This window comes from Chryseobacterium sp. CT-SW4 (assembly GCF_048572715.1).
In the GTDB taxonomy this organism is placed as follows: Bacteria; Bacteroidota; Bacteroidia; order Flavobacteriales; family Weeksellaceae; genus Chryseobacterium.
In genome coordinates this window covers 1,228,861-1,249,193 of sequence record NZ_CP183840.1, presented here as the reverse complement: position 1 = coordinate 1,249,193, position 20,333 = coordinate 1,228,861, and the positions used below count along the sequence as shown (strand labels likewise).

The 20,333-nt window shown below is 35.4% G+C and carries 14 protein-coding genes; 3 read left to right on the top strand and 11 right to left on the bottom strand.

All coding sequences use genetic code 11. From position 1 onward, the window contains the following. Positions 1-65 precede the first annotated feature (65 nt). From ABJ974_RS05560 to ABJ974_RS05520, 9 genes are all read right to left on the bottom strand, one after another. The gene (locus tag ABJ974_RS05560; protein ID WP_419870396.1) at positions 66-1,625 is read right to left on the bottom strand and encodes an ABC transporter permease/substrate-binding protein; all 1,560 of its coding nucleotides are present in this window, start codon (positions 1,623-1,625) and stop codon (positions 66-68) included. Continuing rightward, the gene (locus ABJ974_RS05555) at positions 1,622-2,542 is read right to left on the bottom strand and encodes an ABC transporter ATP-binding protein (protein WP_419870395.1); all 921 of its coding nucleotides are present in this window, start codon (positions 2,540-2,542) and stop codon (positions 1,622-1,624) included. The genes ABJ974_RS05560 and ABJ974_RS05555 overlap by 4 nt, the downstream gene beginning before the upstream one ends. A 9-nt stretch (positions 2,543-2,551) precedes the next feature. Continuing rightward, positions 2,552-3,724 (bottom strand): ergothioneine biosynthesis protein EgtB, encoded by a 1,173-nt coding sequence (egtB, locus tag ABJ974_RS05550; protein WP_419870394.1) that lies wholly within the window; start codon positions 3,722-3,724, stop codon positions 2,552-2,554. Between the two features lie 324 nt (positions 3,725-4,048). Further along, positions 4,049-5,032 carry an L-histidine N(alpha)-methyltransferase gene (locus ABJ974_RS05545; protein WP_419870393.1) on the bottom strand — a complete coding sequence of 328 codons (984 nt, stop codon included), beginning with the start codon at positions 5,030-5,032 and terminating at the stop codon, positions 4,049-4,051. A gap of 1,254 nt (positions 5,033-6,286) precedes the next feature. After that, positions 6,287-6,580: a GIY-YIG nuclease family protein gene (locus ABJ974_RS05540; protein ID WP_419870392.1), complete on the bottom strand. Its 294-nt coding sequence runs from the start codon at positions 6,578-6,580 to the stop codon at positions 6,287-6,289. Positions 6,581-7,028: 448 nt separating this feature from the next. Further along, the gene (locus ABJ974_RS05535) at positions 7,029-8,174 is read right to left on the bottom strand and encodes a 1-acyl-sn-glycerol-3-phosphate acyltransferase (RefSeq protein WP_419870391.1); all 1,146 of its coding nucleotides are present in this window, start codon (positions 8,172-8,174) and stop codon (positions 7,029-7,031) included. Between the two features lie 115 nt (positions 8,175-8,289). Beyond that, complete coding sequence (locus ABJ974_RS05530) at positions 8,290-9,138, bottom strand: GIY-YIG nuclease family protein (protein WP_419870390.1); 849 nt, start codon at positions 9,136-9,138, stop codon at positions 8,290-8,292. A gap of 28 nt (positions 9,139-9,166) precedes the next feature. Further along, the gene (locus tag ABJ974_RS05525) at positions 9,167-12,031 is read right to left on the bottom strand and encodes a type I restriction endonuclease subunit R (RefSeq protein ID WP_419870389.1); all 2,865 of its coding nucleotides are present in this window, start codon (positions 12,029-12,031) and stop codon (positions 9,167-9,169) included. A gap of 102 nt (positions 12,032-12,133) precedes the next feature. Beyond that, positions 12,134-13,060 (bottom strand): tyrosine-type recombinase/integrase, encoded by a 927-nt coding sequence (locus tag ABJ974_RS05520; RefSeq protein WP_419870388.1) that lies wholly within the window; start codon positions 13,058-13,060, stop codon positions 12,134-12,136. Between the two features lie 105 nt (positions 13,061-13,165). Here ABJ974_RS05520 and ABJ974_RS05515 point away from each other — a divergent pair, with 105 nt between their 5' ends. Then, on the top strand, positions 13,166-14,410 hold the full coding sequence (locus tag ABJ974_RS05515) for a restriction endonuclease subunit S (RefSeq protein ID WP_419870387.1): 1,245 nt from the start codon (positions 13,166-13,168) through the stop codon (positions 14,408-14,410). A gap of 57 nt (positions 14,411-14,467) precedes the next feature. Here the strand turns inward: ABJ974_RS05515 and ABJ974_RS05510 are convergent, their stop codons facing one another. Both ABJ974_RS05510 and ABJ974_RS05505 read right to left on the bottom strand, forming a co-directional pair. Continuing rightward, a complete protein-coding gene (locus ABJ974_RS05510; RefSeq protein ID WP_419870386.1) occupies positions 14,468-15,721 on the bottom strand; it encodes a restriction endonuclease subunit S in 1,254 nt (417 codons plus the stop codon). Between the two features lie 55 nt (positions 15,722-15,776). Beyond that, a complete protein-coding gene (locus ABJ974_RS05505) occupies positions 15,777-17,345 on the bottom strand; it encodes a type I restriction-modification system subunit M (RefSeq protein ID WP_419870385.1) in 1,569 nt (522 codons plus the stop codon). Between the two features lie 333 nt (positions 17,346-17,678). Here ABJ974_RS05505 and ABJ974_RS05500 point away from each other — a divergent pair, with 333 nt between their 5' ends. After that, positions 17,679-18,821: a vWA domain-containing protein gene (locus tag ABJ974_RS05500; protein WP_419870384.1), complete on the top strand. Its 1,143-nt coding sequence runs from the start codon at positions 17,679-17,681 to the stop codon at positions 18,819-18,821. Between the two features lie 5 nt (positions 18,822-18,826). Then, positions 18,827-20,281: a sigma 54-interacting transcriptional regulator gene (locus ABJ974_RS05495; protein WP_419870383.1), complete on the top strand. Its 1,455-nt coding sequence runs from the start codon at positions 18,827-18,829 to the stop codon at positions 20,279-20,281. The last annotated feature ends 52 nt before the right edge of the window (positions 20,282-20,333 follow it).

Genomic DNA, 20,333 nt, shown 5'->3' with positions numbered 1-20,333 from the left:
TAATAAAATGTATTCATAAAACTTGAAAAACAAAGATAAACTTTTTCACTTTCTTTCGGTATTCTTTATTTGTAATACCTCTTAAGATCGGATATTATCCTTATTTTCAGCTCTTCCGCCTGTGTCCTGCGCATCATGAGCGCATAGGCATTATTAAATCCGAGGGGCCGTAACCATTGAATCCCAAACTGTTTTTCAAATTCTGAGTTTACATATTGATAGGTTTTTTCCGGGCTTGAAGTTACCTCTTTAATGGTTTTTTCCGTAGGTTTCAACAGTACTAAAAGCCCCGTTCCCGTATATTCGGGATAAAAATCAATAGCGTCATTCATTAAGGCATCAAAACAGATCTTGGTTCCTCCCAGCCCTGTTTTTGTTTCCACTTTATAGTCTGTATAGCCTTCAATCATCATTTTATACATGGCCGCCAGAATGTATTGCTCTCCAAAAATTTTGGATCCGATCCGTATTGTTTTTGAATTTCCTTTCCGGGGATTTTTATAGAGCTTGTTTTTCATTAGAAAATCTTTTGCTATTTTTTCGGGAGTCTGGTTAAGATAATCGGATTTATAGTTCATATCTGTCATCACCGAATCATTAAACTTACCGGCTAAGAGATTCAGGGTTTCTTCCAATCCCGGAAACTGAATAAGTGTTTTCTTTTTAATAATGGGCGCCGCAAAATAGGGCGGAAATATTTTTTTATCATCTTCCAGCACATAGAGGTCAAAGGCTTTAATCCGTCCATCGGTAGAATAACCACTGATGAGATCCAGTTCTTTTTCATATACCGCTTTATACATAATGGCATCATTAACCACAAGCGGATTGGCTTCTATCCCATAAACTGAACGTAAGCCCAGATCTCCGTCCTGCCTTCCCATAAATTCCGGAGTAAAGCCCGCTTTGATCTGAGTTTCCGAACTCGTGGACCATATATAGCCCATCCCGAGAATAAGAAGAAAAGCCGGAACTGTGTATTTTAATGTTTTAAATAACCGATGCCCCGATCTCTGTATGAGGGCAATCAACTGATCCAGAACCACCGCCAGCAATGCAGCCGGAATTGCACCTGCAAGAATCATATTGGTATTGTTGAGCGAAATTCCTCCAAAGATAAATTCTCCCAATCCTCCTGCCGCCACAAAAGATGCTAATGTAGCCACCCCTACATTGATGACCGCTGCTGTTCTTATTCCCGCAATGATTACAGGCATTGCCAAAGGAAGCTCCACTTTAAGGAGAAGCTGTCTTTTGTTCATTCCTAATGCTTTTGCGGCTTCTACAACCGTAGGATCCACTCCTGTAATTCCTGTATAGGTATTCCTGATAACCGGTAAAAGGGCATAGATCAACAAGGCTATTATAGCGGGCCTGGCACCGATTCCCAAAACAGGGATCATAAAACCGAGCAACGCTATACTAGGGATCGTCTGTAAAATTCCTGCACTTCCCAGCACTACTCCTGAAATTTTTCTTTTCCGGGCAATTAATATTCCTAAGGGTATCCCGATGATTATAGCCAACACTAATGATAAAAATGTCAAGCCAAGGTGCTGTACCACCTGAACGAAAAGTTTTTCCTGCTGTTCTATGACAAACTGCCAGAGACTTTGTTGCTTCATAACACCTGTATTTTTCTGTATTCGCTAAATGCTTTAACCAGATTTTCGTAATATCCTGTATGGGTATGGTTTGAGCCTGTTTTCTGTAAAGCTTCCCAGACATTGGTATCTTCAGGCAGGTTCAGTTTGTAATTGGCATCATCAAGGTTTATAAACGGGTTGAGATCTTTTAACTTCGCAACTTTATATTCGAGCAAAAGTTTGTTTTCATTAAAAAATTCAGTAACAAAATCGTTCTTAGGCTGATACAGCATTTCCTTTGGGCTACCCATCTGTATAATTTTACCTTTATTCATAAGGCATATGCGGTGTCCCAATTCAAAGGCTTCCTGAACATCATGAGTCACCAGGATAATGGTTTTATTTTTAAGTTCCTTCAGAGATTTAAATTCGGAATGAATATCTGATTTCGTAATATTGTCAAGGGCTCCAAAAGGTTCATCCATCAGCAGAACCGGTGTATTGGCAATCAAAGCTCTTGCTATTCCCACTCTCTGCTTTTGTCCTCCACTAAGTTCATGAGGGTATCTTAATAGTATTTCTTCCGGAAGATGCAGCTTGTCCAAAAGCTCCCCGGTTCTCTGTTTTATTCTGCCTTTTTCCCATTTTAACAACTCCGGAACTACTGCAATATTCTGCTGAACGGTATAATGAGGAAATAATCCGGAATGCTGCATTACAAATCCTATCCCCCTACGCAATTCTTCTGCTTTGCGGTCGCGGATATCGATACCGTTTATGGTAATAAGCCCGGAATCTGCTTCTATAAGACGATTGATCATTTTTAAGGTAGTGGTTTTTCCACAACCGCTGGTCCCCAGAAGGACAAGTGTTTCCCGGTCATATGCCTGGAAAGAGATTCCATCCACAGCGGGTTTTCCATTAAAGCTTTTTGATACTGATTCAACTGTAATCATGAATAATAATTATCTGGCCAGCCGGATTCCCGTAAACTGCCATTTTAAATTGGTTTGAAAAAAATTACGATAGGTATTCCTACTGTGACCGGCAGGCGTTGCTACGGATGCTCCCCGCAATACCATCTGATTAACCATGAATTTCCCATTATACTCCCCTACTGCTCCTTCTTCTTTTTTAAAGTGCGGATAGGGTAAATAGGCAGAGTTGGTCCATTCCCACCTGCTACCCCAATTGAAAAGGTCTGATGCCACTTCCCATTCTTCTTCAGTGGGCAAGCGCACTCCTTTCCAGGATGCATAGGCTGAAGCTTCATAAAAGTTAATATGACAGACTTCTTCATCCATATCCACTTCTTCTAGCCCGTTCAGGGTATAATTCATCCATTTGCCATCTATATAGTGCCAATATAACGGAGCTTTTGCTTCGTTTTGCTTCACCCAGTCCCAACCTTCGGCATGCCAATATTTAAAACTGGTATAGCCCCCCGCTCCCATAAATTCCAGGTATTCACGATTGGTGACTAATCTGTCCGCAATTTCAAAGTCACGGAGATATACTTTATGTCTTTCCCGTTCATTGTCAAAACAGAAGCTATCACCTTCAAAACCTATTTCATAGATTCCTTCGGCACACCGGATCATTTCTATATTTTTTTCTTTAGGATTTTTAGTTTTAATTTCCTTAGTGTAAGAGGGAAATAGTGGATTATGACCCAAAATATATTTAATATCCGTCATTAACAATTCCTGATGTTGCTGTTCATGGTTGAGCCCCAGTTCCAACAGGGGTTCTATGGATTCAGTCATATATTCGCTTTCCAGAAAGGTCTGCATGTGCTCATCTACATATTTCCGGTATTTATATATGTCCGAAACGGAAGGGCGGCTCAGGTTTCCTCGGTCCGTGCGGATTACTCTTGCTCCAATGGTTTCATAATAGCTGTTGAATACAAAGTTGTATTGGGAATCAAAAGCTTTGTAACCCGGGAAGTTGGGTAGCAGGATAAAGGTTTCGAAAAACCAGGTGGTGTGGCCCAAGTGCCATTTTGGAGGACTGACATCGACGATGGGTTGTACAACGTAGTCTTCGATTTCCAGGGGAGAGCAGATTTCTATTGTGTGCTTTCTGATGGTGGAGTATTTTTTTGTGATGTTTTTGGGGGTGATTTCTGGGGTCATATTTTCTGGGGTTTTGAGTTAAAAGTTTTTTTGGCGGATTACGCGGATTTGTTTGATGGTGGTATATGCTGCTGTATTTGTTTTTTAATGTGCAGGATTTGATTGATAATGCTAATTTTTTTCTCTCGCAGATTGGGCAGATTTATAAGGTGGGTGGTAAGTTTTTGGTTGATCTATTTATTCTTGTTATTGGATGGTTGTTTTTTTATTTTGATGTTGATATTTTGATGGGTAATTATATTGATGGGTGGTTATGTGGATGTGGTTGGATGTGTGATTATTTTGATTTTATAATTATGGTATGTGAATGTATGTTTTTTATCTTTATTTTACTTGCCAGATGGTGTCTAGAAACCAGTTTTTGGAGTCTTTAATTTCTCCTATGGGGATAAAGCCCGAGATTGCTCCTAGTTCTTTAATTTCTTCCGGTGAGAACTTTTGAGAGATTTCCATATCAATAAGCTCATTTTCTTCAAATAGAATGGGCGTATTTCCAATGGTAACCGTCTGTTTTTTCAGGCTTACCAAAAAGCTTCGGCAAGCTCCGCTCAGTGGATCGTAAGTTTGATAGTGTTGGAAATTTTCAAGATTAAAGTTACTATTCAAATCCCTATTGATGCGATTTAAGAGATTAAGATTAAATGCTGCGGTAATTCCCGTCTTATCATTATAGGCATTTAAGATTGTATGAGGATTCTTTTTCAAATCAAAGCCAATTAATACCCTGTCTCCCAGGTTTAGATTTTTATTTAAATCACGACAGAATGTTTCTGCTTCTTTTATCGTCATATTCCCTATGTTACTTCCTAGAAACAGAATTACCTTTTTTCTGCCGGATAATGAAGCTGCCTCCTGTAACATTTCAAAATATTCTCCTTCCAGGAGATTGAGATTCAAATCAGGAAAACGAATACTTAATTTCTCCTTTAAAACAGAAAGAATATTCCCCGAAATATCTATCGGCATATAAGTAAAATCATAGCCTTTTTCCATAAGATACTGAAGGAGATAGGTTGATTTCATAGCATCTCCAGCTCCCAGCTCTATCAGGTCAAAAGGCTCTTTATCAGAAATAATCTGCCGGACCAATTCTGAAGTTTTATTTTGAAAAATGTCCAGCTCACAACGGGTGATATAATATTCCGGCATAGCCATAATCTTCTGAAAAAGCTCGTCTCCCGTCTTATCATAAAAATATTTGGAAGATAGTTTTTTGGGAGTATTCTGCAGTCCCTTCAGTACGTCATCAAAGAAACTGTCCATGGGATTATCTTCCACCTTTGAATGGGGTTGCAACTGTAAATTCATATGTTTTAATTTGTGATGTTCCTAGTTAACAACAATTATCTTGCCGCTTCGATATTGATTTCTACTACTTTTTTCTATTTAAATATAGATATTTTTAATTTTAAAATTGTGACCTTATTGGGAGAAGTACATAAGTTGTAGTTCGTCACCTCGAGTGCGGAACAAAGTGGAGCGTATCGAGAGGTGAGATTGGAAAACTAAGGGGTAAAACAACAAGGTCTCGGTACATTTTTCTTCATTGCATTGCGAAAAACACTCGGCCTGACGGAGTAATCAATTACTAGGGGTTCTTACTGGTTGATTAATAAAGATATAGTACGTCACCTCGAGTGCGGAACGAAGTGGAGCGTATCGAGAGGTGAGATTGCAAAACTAAGGAAGTAAAACAACAAGGTCTCGATACATTTTTCTTCATTGCATTGCGAAAAACACTCGACCTGACGGGAAATCATTTTACTGGGTTCTTATTAGCTGATTAATAGTGAAGAAATAGTACGTCTCCTCGAGTGCGGAACGAAGTGAAGCGTATCGAGAGGTGAGATTGGAAAACTATGGGGGTAAAACAACAAGGTCTCGATACATTTTTTCTTCATTGCATTGCGAAAAACATTCGACCTGACGGAGTAATCAATTACTAGGGGTTCTTACTGGTTGATTAATAAAGATATAGTACGTCACCTCGAGTGCGGAACGAAGTGGAGCGTATCGAGAGGTGAGATTGTAAAACTAAGGAAGTAAAACAACAAGGTCTCGATACATTTTTCTTCATTGCATTGCGAAAAACACTCGACCTGACGGGAAATCATTTTACTGGGTTCTTATTAGCTGATTAATAGTGAAGAAATAGTACGTCTCCTCGAGTGCGGAACGAAGTGAAGCGTATCGAGAGGTGAGATTGGAAAACTATGGGGGTAAAACAACAAGGTCTCGATACATTTTTTCTTCATTGCATTGCGAAAAACATTCGACCTGACGGGGATCAATTCACTAGAGGTTCTTACTTGTTGATTAATAGTAAAGATATAGTACGTCTCCTCGAGTGCGGAACAAAGTGAAGCGTATCGAGAGGTGAGATTGGAAAACTAATGAAGTAAAACAACAAGGTCTCGATACATTTTTATTCATTGCATTGCGAAAAACATTCTACCTGACGGGGATCAATTTACTGGGTTCTTACTTGTTGATTAATAGTAAAGATAATATGTTACTTGAGGATATGATCAAACAGAGTATCGAGAACAGGGATCAAAAACATTATCTTTTAAAGTTTTTTTTAGCTAAATTAGGTAAGTCTTCAAATCTTCCATCTATAAGCGCCTGCTTTTTGGCATGCGACCATTTCTTTATTTTTTTCTCAAAACTTATGGCTTGTTCAATATCCATAAACTGACAGAAAAAAACCAATTCCACAGGACGCCTGGTGAAAGTATAAAATCCAAAATGTTTCCCATCCTGATGCTCATCAAAACGCTTATACACATTAGCAGTAATACCTGTATAAAAAGTATTATCTGAACACAATAATATATACACAAAGGAAATCTGCACACCTAAAAATAGGAAAAATATTTTCTAAAATAAGCATTTTAGTAAAATAATTTAATAAATTTACTCTTGTTGTTTATTATACTACTATAGCAAAACATAGTCATCACCTCGAGTGTGGAACAAAAGTGGAGTGTATCGAGAGGTGAGATTGGAAAACTATGGGGTAAAACAACAAGGTCTCGATACATTTTTCTTCATTGCATTACGAAAAACACTCGACCTGACGGGAAATCATTTTACTGGGTCCTTATTAGCTAATAATAGTGAAGAAAGTAGTACCTCGAGTGCGGAACAAAGTGAAGCGTATCGAGAGGTGAGATTGGAAAACTATGGGGTAAAACAACAAGGTCTCGATACATTTTTCTTCATTGCATTGCGAAAAACACTCGACCTGACGTCACCGCCTTCTTATGAGTTTTTGTGACTTATTATTTGTAATAAGGTAATACTAATTTCCCACTCTTTCTTTTTCCCTTTTCAGTTTATTGACCAACGGATTGGCATACATTTCCAGAAAGCAGTCTCTTGAAATCTTATCGGAGGAGTTGATACGCATTCTTAGTCTCCTTTCAAACAACTGTTTTTCTTTCTCGGGGTAATGTTCACTATAAGTATCGGTATTGTAAAGTAAATCATGAGCGATAAATTGGGTAGGCCAGAGTTTATAGCTACCAATAATGGAATCGTCAATAACCTGTGCAATTGCCTGTAACTGTTTGTTTTTATTATCTACTGTACCGGCAATTTCATCCAGTTCTTGATCTAAAACTTTACCGGCATGGATGTGGATCCTTCTTTTTTGCCCCACTATTCCGGTAAGCATATTAGTAAAATCTTCATTTTTCCCTTTTACATATTCTTCTCCTTTGTGCATTGCCAGAAGCTGAGGAATTTTCAGGAAATCCGTCGGGTCATATTCATAAGAGATAGATACCGGAACTATTTTTAATGTTTTGAAATACTCCGTTAATGGCATTTCTCCGCCTGCCATCGCCAACATCTTTAAAACACCTTGCTGGGTAGCATCATTTCCATCTTTGGTACGACCTTCACGCTGGGCAATCCATACGGAATGATTTCTACGGTGTAAAAGCTCTTCAATATATTCAGACATGATCTGAGAACTCTTCAATTGTTCCCGGATTGATAATCCTCTCTGGACCAAAAAATTACGGTTGAGCTTAGCCAACAGATGTAAAAACGGCTTTCCAATCAGGTTATCCCCAATCGCCGATGCCGTCATCACATGCCCGCTTTCCAACAGCACCAGATTAAGCAGTGAAGTATCCAACACGATATCCCGATGACTCGAAATAAAAAGATATGGCGTTTTCTTATCCAAAAGATCAAATCCCGAAGTCGTTAATCCACCGGAACTTTTAGCTACTATCTGACGGACGGTATATGCAATACATTCATTTTGAAAATCCCATATGGTATGGATATTTTTAAGCTGCTCCCTCCATTCCTGTCTTCTCTTACCCGGAAAGGTAAATGTCATAAGGGCTCTCATCATAGGATCACGGGATATCTCCTGTAATGCTTCATTGACTTCATGGTCATGGAAAAAACGGATTTCATCGAACTTCGACATGTTTGTATTTAAGGGTTAAACTGTTTTTGCAAAAGAACGAAAATTTATTGAGGTGGAGGGATGATGTTGATCAGGATTGTTATTCAACAAGTAAAATGTTTAAAAAAAACAATTATTAAACCTCCAAATATTTGAGATGAACTCCTTCTTCTGTTTTCCATTCTAGAGGGCCACTTGCTGATCTAGCTAACGTAGCTGCTGCTGCTCTGGACGATGAAGTAAAAATATAATCTTTCGTTAATTTAAAAAATCCTTCCTCTATCTGTAATATACCGTCCAATATCATTTTTCTTCGTTCAGATACAATCCCTTCTGATAATGAAGGCTGTTCCGTCATCATAAAAAGGGAATCTTTATATACAATAAATCCTCCTGTAGAAGGACTTCCCTTACTCTTTGCTCCAGCTCCATTTTTACAGAATAAAATCAGTTGATGGGTTTCATCTTGCTCAACAGTTTCTTCCAAAGACTCAAATATCTTATGCCCCAGTGATGCAGCCACAACTTTAATATTTGACAAGAACTCCTCTAGCTCAGCTTGTTCAGCTTCTGATAGTTCTGGACGAGTCGGAATATTCTGGTCAATAACATAACGTTCAGCACCTAAGGCAAGTTCATATAAACGGTTTTCCAGATATTTTACACTAGCTTTATTCAGATATTTATCTTTACTTCCAAAGAATAAAGCTTCATTCCAAAAATCTTTATTTGCAATATGTTGAATCAAACGGTCAATAATAACTTCTGCTTCACCAATATAAGCTGAATCATTATTGTTTTCATCTTTACCTATCAAAATATAAACTCCAGGTTTTCTAAATTCAGTACGATTACTAAATTCCCTTACTTTAATACGTGGAACTCTAATTCCTATTCCTGTCCAATTGCTGAGTTCTGCAGTTGTAAGACCGTTGGAGGTACCATCTACAAAGAAGAGTCGTATAGTTTTTCCGAAGGTTTTCATAATTTTATTATAAACATTATTTTTTTTACTAAGCACTAACACCATCAATGAAAATATCAACAAAATTTTGAACCTTTTGAATGATCCTTCTTCCTATATTATTTCTTTCGGTAAGTTTAGGTTTTACTTCAAGAAGTTTTAAAGTATCACTCATTTTGGGTATTTTAGAAGTAAAAAGAAAATCGTCAATAACATCTCTAAATCTATCCTTATTTAAAAATTCTTCCTCAGCAATTTTATCAAAAGCTGAATTCTTTTCTTTGTTCCAGAATTTTTCAAATTCTTCATTTACGTCATCACCATCAGAAATATTAGGCAAATTTTCTTCTATAAATTTTTCTATTAGCTCTTTTTTACTCCTTAGCTTAGCATCCCCGGAAAGAATATCTCGGATTTCTTTTTTCTTTTGTTCTAATACATTTCCTTTCAGGTTTGAGGTAGTAAGCTGAGCTAGCAATAAAAGAATATAGCTTACATTTATTTCATCACGATGAATTAATTCCAGTTCAAAATCGATATCATTCAAAATACTTACTTTCCGCTCACCATTATTATTTTTTCCTTTTATTTCTGTCCATAGATCAAGATATTTACTTTTATAGCCATCAAATTCATATTCTTCCATTTCGAGTTTGTTAAAATCAAAATCTGCAAATGATTTTAAAATATTCAGAACCCGCATCATTTCACGAAAAGCTGTAATAAACTCAAATTTTTCCTGGTCTGTTTGATAGCTATTAATACTATCAATTTCAGGTGCAACTAATTTTAATGTGGCTAAAGCAGAATTAAATAGCTTAATATAGTCTTCTATCGGATGGATAATAATTTCCTGAATAGCTTCTTTATTTGAAAATAAAGTTACTGCCTCATCTGTTGCAGATTTTAGATTACGAAAACAGACAATATTTCCCTGTGACTTTTTTTCACCTAAAAGCCTGTTAGTCCGGGAAAATGCCTGGATCAATCCATGGTATTTTAGGTTTTTATCAACAAATAAAGTATTTAATTGTGGGCTGTCAAATCCTGTTAGGAACATATTAACAACAATAATTAAATCAACTTCTTTACTACGAACTCTTTTGGCTACATCATTATAGTATCTATAAAAATCTTGACTATCTTTTGTTGAGAAGTTCGTTCCAAACATTTCATTATAATGACCTATATATCTTTCTAAAACATTTCTGCTATGAGATTCTCCATACTGTGCCTGTGGCTCGGCAACCATTCCAAACTCAGGTTCGTCATAGATTCCATTTGCATCCTTAGATCCTTCATTAGTTCCATAACTGAAAATTGTTGCAATTTTTAGTTTGTGCTCTCCTTCTTCTTTTTTCTTTTGGAACAAATCATAGTATTTTTGTAAAACCTCGATACAACTCACACAAAACATTGCATTAAAAGCTCCACTATGAGTTTTTCTTTCATACTCTGCAATGACATAGTCTACTATTTTTTCAAGTCGTTTAGGACTTTCTAAAAGTTCCTGAGTATCTATTGCTTCAACTTCAGTATCAATATAAGTATTACTGCCTTCTTTTTCTTTATATCTCCCAACGTATTCTACAGAAAATTTCAATACATTATCATCTTTAATAGCATCTGTAATAACATATTTATGTAAACAATCTTCAAATAGCCTGTTTGTTGTTGCCGGAGCACCATCAATCTTTCCAATTGAATTGAGCTCTGAAATAGGGGTTCCGGTGAAACCAATCATTTGTGCCTTTTTAAAATATTTTTTAATATTCTGATGGGTATCCCCAAACTGGCTTCTATGGCATTCATCAAAAATAAAAACAACTTTTTTATCTTTCAGTTTTTCAATTTTTTTACCATGCTTTTCTTTGGTAATTGCGGTATTGAGTTTTTGTAAAGTCGTAACAATAAGCTTTGTATTGTCTGAAAGTTGTTTCACTAAATGGGCTGTATTTTCCGTGGCATCTACACTCCCTTTTTCAAATGCATCAAATTCCTTTTGGGTCTGATAATCCAGATCTTTTCTATCCACTACAAATATTACCTTTTCTACTTTCGGAATTTCTTTCAGTATCTGACTTGCTTTAAAGGAAGTTAATGTTTTTCCTGAACCTGTAGTATGCCAGATAAAACCATTCTTGTCTGTATTTTTTACCCTGTCTACAATTTTTTCTACCGCATAATATTGGTAGGGCCGTAGAACCATTAATATTTTATTCGTTTCATTTAAAACGATATACTTGGTAATCATTTTAGCAATGTGACAAGGTTCTAAAAATGCCGATGTAAAATGATCCAGCTGTGTTATATTATTGTTTTGATCATCAGACCAAAAAAATGTCTGTTTAAAAGTCTGCCTAGCATTATTGGAATAATATTTTGTGTTAACTCCGTTACTGATAATGAATAACTGAACATAATTAAACAGTCCATTTCCAGAACTAAAGGATTGATAATGATAACGGTTGATCTGATTAAAAGCTTCCTTCATTTCCAGACCTCGACGTTTTAACTCAACTTGAACTAATGGCAGCCCATTAATCAGGATTGTTACATCATATCTATTTTTATAATTTCCTTCCTGAGCAATCTGACTGGTTACCTGAAATTGATTTTGGCACCAATGATCCTGACTGATAAATTCAATCCATTCTGAATTTCCATCATCCTTGATAAAGTGAAATTTATCTCGAAGAATTTTTGCCTTTTCGAAAACATTTCCTTTAGAGAGATGATTTAGAATTTTTTCAAATTCTTTATCGGAAAATATCTTTTTATTATGAATTTCTAGTTGAGTTTTTAGATTTTTTATCAGATCAACTTCATTACAGATTTTGACTTTCTTGTGACCTAATTGCTGCAACTGTTCAACTAACTTTTGTTCTAAAATATATTCTGGCTGACTTGACATTGGGAATTATGAGCTTAATTAAAACCTTTGTTGGGGTTAAAACCCCAACAAAGGTTTTAATAGTTTTTCCCAAATGTAAGAAATATTGTATGATAACTGAAATTATTTGAGTGCTTTGAACATCTGATCAATTGCTTTTTTCTTTTGTTCCAGATTGGGATGAACATATAAGTTCAAAGTTGTACTGATATTAGAATGACCGAGCAAAACACTTACTGTTTTATAATCACATTTACTTTCAATGCATCTTGTAGCAAAACTGTGTCTCAGCCCATGGAATTTAATATCCGGAATTTCCAGGTACCGCATCAAATTTTTATAGTAGCTTCGATAAGTTCTTGGTTCTGTGGGCTTCGAATCATTAGTTAATACAAAAAATGCAGGATTAACAATTTTCTTAAAAGGTTTCAGCATTCTCAAAAGGTCTCTAGTAATGGGAATTTCACGGATTGAATTTTTTGTTTTTGGCGTATCCATTAATAATTCTGTTTTTCGTTCTCCATCTTCAATCACGTAGATTCTCTGAATGGTTTTTCGAATATTAATAATTCCGTTATCCGTATCAATATCTTCCCAGGTCAATGCACAAATTTCACCAATCCGCATTCCAGAACAAAGACAGATATAAACACCCAAATTTCTAAAAGTAAAATGCTCCTGAATATAACTCATCACTTTTTTTTGGTGTGTTCTGCTCAAAACTTCAATCGTATGAGTTTCTCTCACTGTAGGATATTGCACATCAAAATTAATAAACTCAATCCATTTATTTTTTGCACCGAACTTCAATACCATCTTTAGAACAATGAGAATATCTTTGATACTTTTCTGACTTAACCCCTGATCCAGTTTTTGAAATACAAATTTCTGTACATCTTCATCCTCAATCTCAGAATAATCTTTAAATACAGGCAATAAATGATTTTCCAGCAACAGCACATAAGCCGAAAAAGTTGACTTTTTTACATACAGTTTTTTGTCATTCTTCCAAAATTCAGCGATTTCTGCTAATGTTTTTTTTCTTGTCATAATTTTTGTTTTTTAAATTAAAATCCTAAAGGTAGAGTCTTTACCATAAAATCGTCAAGACTAAGAATTAATGAGATAAAAACTCCCTAATGTACTTGGGGAAAATTGAACTTTGGGTTTCCTAATTTGCGATTTCCGGGGTTTGAAGGGGAATGGGAAGTGAAAATGTTGGGTGAGACTTTTTCAATATTTAATGGCTATGCGTTTTCAAGTAATGCAAGTGTAGATAATGGAAATCTTTGGGTAAAAATCGCAGATGTTGGAATTCAAGAAATGAAAAGAGATAATATTTCATTTTTACCTTTTGACTTTAAAGAAAAATATTCAAAATTTATACTCGAGAAAGGAGATTATGTTGTTGCACTGACAAGGCCTATTTTGAGTGGAAAATTAAAAATTGCAAAAATTGATGATTTTTTTAATGGATCATTATTAAATCAAAGGGTTGGTAAAATTCAAACAAATAATCATAATGGATTTATATATTATACTTTACAAAGAACTCTTTTGATCAAAGAAATTGAAAATAATATTGCAGGTTCTGATCCCCCTAATCTATCTCCAAACGAAATAAACTCAATTAGTATTAAATTACCAGTAATTTCTGAACAGCAAAAAATTACGGATTTTTTAGAAATTATTGATACAAGAATTCAAACCCAAAAGAAAATAATTTCCCAACTAAAATCCCAAATGACAAATCTCAAAGATTTAATATTTGAACAAATAGTAAAATTTAAAAATGGAAATAAAAATAATTATTCAGAATGGAAAGAGTTTAAATTAAGCGACTTAGGAAATACTTTTAACGGATTATCTGGAAAAACAAAAGAACATTTTGGAGTAGGACAAAAGTATATTCAGTACAAGCAAATATTTGATTCATTTAAAATTAATATTGCAAATTGTGCTTTTGTAGAAGTTCAAGAAAATGAGAATCAAAATATAGTCCAGTATGGAGATGTATTTTTTACTATTTCATCTGAAACTCCTGAAGAAATTGGAATGAGTTCTGTTTTATTAGAAAATGTTGATAATGTGTATCTTAATAGTTTTTGTTTTGGTTTTCGAACTAACTCTTTGGATGAACTTATTCCAGAATTCTCACAATTTTTGTTCAGAAGCAATAAATTCAGAAATGAAATAGTAAAACTTGCTCAAGGAAGTACAAGATATAATATGTCTAAAATAGAATTCTTAAAACTAAAAGTAAAACTTCCCTGTAAAGATGAACAAATTAAAATAGCGCAGTTCTTATCATCTATAAATGAGAAAATCAATGTAGAATCAGAGTTGCTTACTCAATACGAAAATCAAAAAAAGTATTTATTACAAAATCTTTTTGTTTAAGAGATATGAATTTCCAAACAGCCTTATCAAGGTTTAAAATCTTGACAAGGCTATTTATTAAACAAATAAATTAGCCAAAAGAAACTTCTTCTGAAGTTCTAACTTTTCTAAAATTTGTTTTTCTGTTTCTATTTTTTCTTGAATAGAAGATAGAAAATTGGCGATTTTAGTTTGTTCTTTTATTGAAGGTAATAGAATTTTAATTAATTCAATCTCTGATTTACTTATCTCTGGAAATGTTGAACCATTCGCACGTTTTATTAATTCAAATTTATTTTCCTTTATCCAATGGAATAAAAAAACATTATTACAATTTTCTTTAACTATTAAAGATTGAAACCCTTGATTAGTCGTACACTCTTCTTGCGCAATTGCAACTTCGCCAATAGTTGCCCTAGTTGTTAATAAAATCGAACCTTTTGGAAGAATTTTAGCCGATGAATTTTTCAAACCCAGTTCGGAGATGGTTCTTTCGCTTTTAAAAACAAAATTTGATTTTATTTCTGTTGGAGTAAACCACTGAATATTACCATTCCACAATTCAGATTTTTGGGTGTCTGGCGTTCCACCTCCGATTATAAAACAAACATTTTTCAGTTCAGTTAAACCCCAATCAGAAAAATAATTTTCTTGTTCATCTTTAAATCTTAATTTCTGAGAAAATAACTTTTCACGATTAGTTTTCATTAAGGTTTCTAATTGTTCAATTATTTTCCTTTGGGTTTGAATGCGACTCTCTATGAGTGACAAAAATGTTGAAACTGTCTTCTGTTCAGAGAAACTAGGAATAAGGAGTGGAAGATTGTAAAAATCATCACTTCTAACATTCATTCTATCATCTCTCGCTCCATAATTCGCAATACTTCGCATATAATTATGCCACACTTTAGATTTGAACAAATATTCTAAAAAGGGAATATTTATACTATTTTCTTTAATTCTAAAAACGGTATAAAGTGGCGAAACTAAACCTGTCAGATTTGTGTTATTAACGCTCATTGCACCAACTTCTGCCATTGCAGAAAGTCTTGGATTATACACAAAGTCAAAAGGTTCAACTATATAATATCCATCTAAGTTTTCTTTGTTTGCAATGCTTTTGTCAAAGTAATCACTTTGCAAAACAATTCCTTGAACTGCTGAATTAGAAAAAACAATTGCAATTTTATTCTCATTATTTTTGTTATTCGCTTTTTCTGCAATCTCTTTTAGATTATATTTTATCCAATTTTCATTAAATTCCGGAAACCTTAATTTGGGTACATTTCTCGAATTAGGAAAATTCTTCACACTTTTATTTTCTTTTGTCATCTCGATCATCTATTGTTATAGCTATAAACATTAAGGATTTAATAAAAAATAAAAGTTAGCTTACTAAGCCTAATTCTTTTAAATATACTTCGATTTCTGCATCTAATTGAGAGCGCTTTGCTTCGAGCTCCTTGATTTCCGCCATTACAGCCTGAATGTCAATTTCCTCTTCTTCCTCAAACGTATCCACATAGCGAGGGATATTTAGATTGTAATCATTATCAGCAACTTCCTGTAAAGTCGCTTTATGACTAAACTTTTCAGTTACCGTACGGTTTTGATAAGTATCAACAATTTTATTGATATGAGCATTAAGTAAAACATTTTGATTTTTCTGTTTTTCAAATTCTTTACTGGCATCCACAAACAGAATATCTTCATCGGCTTCACGACATTTTTTAAAGACTAAAATACAGGTAGGAATACTTGTTCCGAAGAAAATATTGGCAGGTAAACCAATTACAGCATCTAAATAATTCTTCTCTTTAATGAGATATTTTCTAATAACCAATTCGGCTGCACCACGGAACAGAACACCGTGAGGCATTACGACAGCCATAATTCCGTTTTCATCCAAATGATGAATCATATGCTGAATAAAAGCAAAATCAGCTTTTGAAGAAGGAGCTAATTTCCCATATTGTGAAAACCTTTCATCCAAAAGATGCAGTTCATTCGCACTCCATTTTGCGGAGAAAGGCGGATTTGCCACTATGGCATCAAAAGTTTTATCAAGGTGTTGAGGCTTTTCTAATGTATCTTCCTGCCTTATATCAAAGTTGCTATAATTAACACCATGCAGAATCATATTCATCCTGGCTAAGTTGTAAGTAGTACGGTTCATTTCCTGACCGTAGAAATCGCTTACTTTCGCTTCACGGGCAACACGTAAAAGCAATGAACCACTTCCGCAAGTAGGATCATAAACAGACTTTAATTGTGATTTTCTACTTGTAACAATCCTTGCCAGGATAGTAGAAACTTGTTGAGGAGTATAGAACTCACCCGCTTTTTTTCCTGCTCCACTGGCAAATTGTGCAATTAAATATTCATAGGCATCTCCCAGAACATCAGCATTAGTATCAGATAAGTTAAAGTCTATATCGTCCAGATGATATAGAACTTTTGAGATAAGCGTATTTTTTTCGTCTTCTGTTTTTCCTAATTTGGAAGAAGTCAAATCAAGGTCTTCAAAAAGATGTTCAAAATCATCTTCACTGTTTGTCCCTAATGTAGACTGCTCAATATTATTAAGAATTTTAGAAAGTTCAGCCAAGATAAAATTGGATTTACCTTCCTGTTTTTGATGTCCTTTTTTAGCAATATTACTAAAAAGTTCAGACGGTTTCAGGAAATACCCTAAATCTTCAACGACTTCTTCATAAATGGCTTCTACAATTTCTTTCCCTTCTTCAGAATTTTCATCTACATCATTATAATCAATATCTTCTCCAGAATCTAATAAAATTTTGTTTGCTGTAAAATGAATTTTTTCGGAAAGATACTTGTAAAAGATAAATCCTAAAATGTAATCTCTGAATTCATCAGCATCCATTTTACCACGTAAAGTATTAGCTATATTCCAAAGTTGCTGTTGCAACTGTCGTTTCTGTTCTTCTGACATTTTATCCTAAATTAAAAACCTTAAAGATATTTTATTTTAGATTAAAAAGAAAATATTAGCAAAAATTAATCATAGATAAACCTAATGAAATAATTAAGGCAAGTGCCTTAACCTCAAAGTCCATAACAAAATTATTAAAACCATTCAAATCCCAAATCCCAATTTTAATCATAATCATTTTCTATTTCTGAGTAATATCCATTAGCTCATAATTTCATAACTTGTATTCACTTTTTCATAGTAAACGAACTCCCCGCATTCATTTGAACAATGAAATAAGTTTGTCCGTTTACTATGAATTACTTTAAACAAAAATAACATGAGCAATATCTTATGAACCATAAAGATTTTAATTTAAAAAAAGGCTTTATTTTCAGCAAGCATATTCCTGAAGAGATCTCCCCTTTTGACCGGGTATTTGATGTCTTTAAGGATCTGCTCACCCATACTTCCGGCGATGTGGAGGAGGCTTTTGAATGGCTGGATATGCTGGATAAAGAGTATGATATCTTCAATGAAGACTATACGCTGGAAGATTTTGAAGAAGATCTTAAAAAACGGGGGTATATCAAGGAAGAGAAGGATCCGGAAGATGGCAGTTCGGGATCGGGAAAAGGCAAAAATCTAATGACCGCCAAGCTGGAATCTGCCTTACGTGAATATGCGCTGGACCAGATTTTCGGAAAGCTCAAAAAAAGCGGAAGGGGAAATCACCGGACCAATAAAACCGGAGTGGGCGATGAAAAAGATGGAGAAAACCGTTCTTTTCAATACGGTGATGATCTATCGGCAGTCAATATTACGGAGAGCCTGAAAAATGCACAGGTCAATAATGGAATTTCGGATTTACGCTTAACGGAGGATGATCTTATTGTGGAAGAAACCAAGCACAAAGCACAGATGAGCACGGTACTGATGATCGATATTAGTCACTCTATGATCCTGTATGGAGAAGACCGTATTACTCCCGCCAAAAAAGTAGCGATGGCGCTGGTAGAGCTTATCAAAAGAAAATATCCTAAAGATTCTATTGATATTATTGTCTTTGGAAATGAAGCGTGGCCTATTAAGATCAAAGACCTTCCCTATCTGAAAGTAGGTCCTTATCATACCAATACGGTGGCGGGGCTGGAGCTGGCTATGGATATTCTACGCAGAAAAAGAAATACCAACAAACAGATCTTTATGATCACAGACGGAAAGCCCAGCTGTATACGGCTGCCGTCAGGGGAATTTTACAAAAACAGTGTCGGTCTGGATGAGATGATTGTCAATCAGTGCCTGAACAGGGCTGCACAGGCGAGAAAGTTAAAAATACCGATCACCACTTTTATGATTGCACAGGATCCCTATTTACGGCAGTTTGTAAAGATATTTACAGCTCAGAACGGTGGAAAGGCATTTTTAACGGGCCTTTCAGATTTGGGAGACATGATTTTTGAAGATTATGAAAGAAACAGAATAAAGAGAATTTAAAGAAAATGAAAAACGATATTACATTTAAAGAATTAAAAAGTTCAGGGTATACTGATAAAACCATCAAGGAGGAAATACAGGCTAATTTAATTGCGAAGATTAAAGCTAAAGAACCTGTTTTCGAAGGACTCTGGGGATATGAAGATACGGTTATTCCCCAACTGAAAAAAGCGATTCTTGCAGGGCATCATATTAATTTATTAGGGCTGAGGGGACAGGCAAAAACGAGAATTGCCCGAAGCATGGTCAGTCTTCTGGATGAGTATATGCCTATTGTGAAAGGTTCCGAAATCAATGACAGCCCCTTCCATCCTATTTCAAAGTTCGCAAGGGATCTGGTGGCGGAGCTGGGTGATGAAACACCTATTTCCTGGGTACACCGCTCCAACCGTTTTTATGAAAAACTGGCTACACCGGATGTGAATGTTTCGGATTTGATCGGTGACCTGGACCCTATAAAAGCAGCCACTTTAAAATTACCTTATTCTGATGAGCGTGTCCTGCATTATGGAATGATCCCCAGGGCCAACCGTTCTATATTCGTGCTTAATGAATTACCGGATTTACAGGCCAGGATCCAGGTGTCTTTATTTAATATTTTGCAGGAAGGTGATATTCAGATCCGTGGTTTCCAGCTGCGTATGCCTTTGGATATACAGTTTGTATTCACGGCTAATCCCGAAGATTATACCAACCGGGGAAGTATTGTAACTCCTCTGAAGGATAGGATCGGGTCCCAGATTTTTACTCACTATCCCCAGACTATTGCTCTTGCAAGGCAAATTACCGAACAGGAAGCTCTTATTTCGGATGAAGATAAAGCAAAAATACATATCCCCGATCTCGCCAAAGACCTTTTGGAAGAGGTGGCTTTTGCTGCACGTGACAGTGAATACGTGGATGCCAAAAGTGGTGTCAGTGCCAGACTTACCATCAGTGCCATGGAAAATTTAGTAGCCGCCGCCAAATTGCGTGTTTTGGAATCCGGAGCTGAAAAGACCAATGTTCGCTTGCTCGATTTTATGTCCATTATTCCTTCTATCACAGGAAAAATTGAATTGGTTTATGAAGGCGAACAGGAAGGTGCAGATTATGTTGCTAAAATATTAATTGACCAAGCAGTAATGAATCAGTTTGAAAGCTTATTCCCCCGTATTCCTAAGCTGGAAAAAGAAGGTATAAAAACAGCGTATACTGACCTCATCCAATGGTTCAACAAGAACAGCCTTCAACTTCATTATACCGATACGGATGAAGAATTTTATCAAAAACTGAACAGCATTCCTCCTTTGGTAAAAGTAGTGGAAGAAAACACATCAGGACTAAGCACGGAAGACCAGAATTTCTGCAAAGAGCTTGTCCTGTGGGCATTGACGATCAGTAAGAAACTGGATAAATCTGAAAGCCAGGCTAATTTTACTTTTGATTCTTCGGATATGAGCCATTATCTGCGTAATTAAGAAATGTATTTAATCCGCATATAGCTCACCTGAATGAGCAACAATATTTTTT

Bases quoted from the DNA above. Each gene is read 5' to 3' on its own strand.
- ABJ974_RS05560 (WP_419870396.1), bottom strand. From the start codon at position 1,625: ATGAAGCAACAAAGTCTCTGGCAGTTTGTCATAGAACAGCAGGAAAAA.
- ABJ974_RS05555 (WP_419870395.1), bottom strand. From the start codon at position 2,542: ATGATTACAGTTGAATCAGTATCAAAAAGCTTTAATGGAAAACCCGCT.
- egtB (WP_419870394.1), bottom strand. From the start codon at position 3,724: ATGACCCCAGAAATCACCCCCAAAAACATCACAAAAAAATACTCCACC.
- ABJ974_RS05545 (WP_419870393.1), bottom strand. From the start codon at position 5,032: ATGAATTTACAGTTGCAACCCCATTCAAAGGTGGAAGATAATCCCATG.
- ABJ974_RS05535 (WP_419870391.1), bottom strand. From the start codon at position 8,174: ATGTCGAAGTTCGATGAAATCCGTTTTTTCCATGACCATGAAGTCAAT.
- ABJ974_RS05530 (WP_419870390.1), bottom strand. From the start codon at position 9,138: ATGAAAACCTTCGGAAAAACTATACGACTCTTCTTTGTAGATGGTACC.
- ABJ974_RS05525 (WP_419870389.1), bottom strand. From the start codon at position 12,031: ATGTCAAGTCAGCCAGAATATATTTTAGAACAAAAGTTAGTTGAACAG.
- ABJ974_RS05520 (WP_419870388.1), bottom strand. From the start codon at position 13,060: ATGACAAGAAAAAAAACATTAGCAGAAATCGCTGAATTTTGGAAGAAT.
- ABJ974_RS05510 (WP_419870386.1), bottom strand. From the start codon at position 15,721: ATGACAAAAGAAAATAAAAGTGTGAAGAATTTTCCTAATTCGAGAAAT.
- ABJ974_RS05505 (WP_419870385.1), bottom strand. From the start codon at position 17,345: ATGTCAGAAGAACAGAAACGACAGTTGCAACAGCAACTTTGGAATATA.
- ABJ974_RS05500 (WP_419870384.1), top strand. From the start codon at position 17,679: ATGAACCATAAAGATTTTAATTTAAAAAAAGGCTTTATTTTCAGCAAG.
- ABJ974_RS05495 (WP_419870383.1), top strand. From the start codon at position 18,827: ATGAAAAACGATATTACATTTAAAGAATTAAAAAGTTCAGGGTATACT.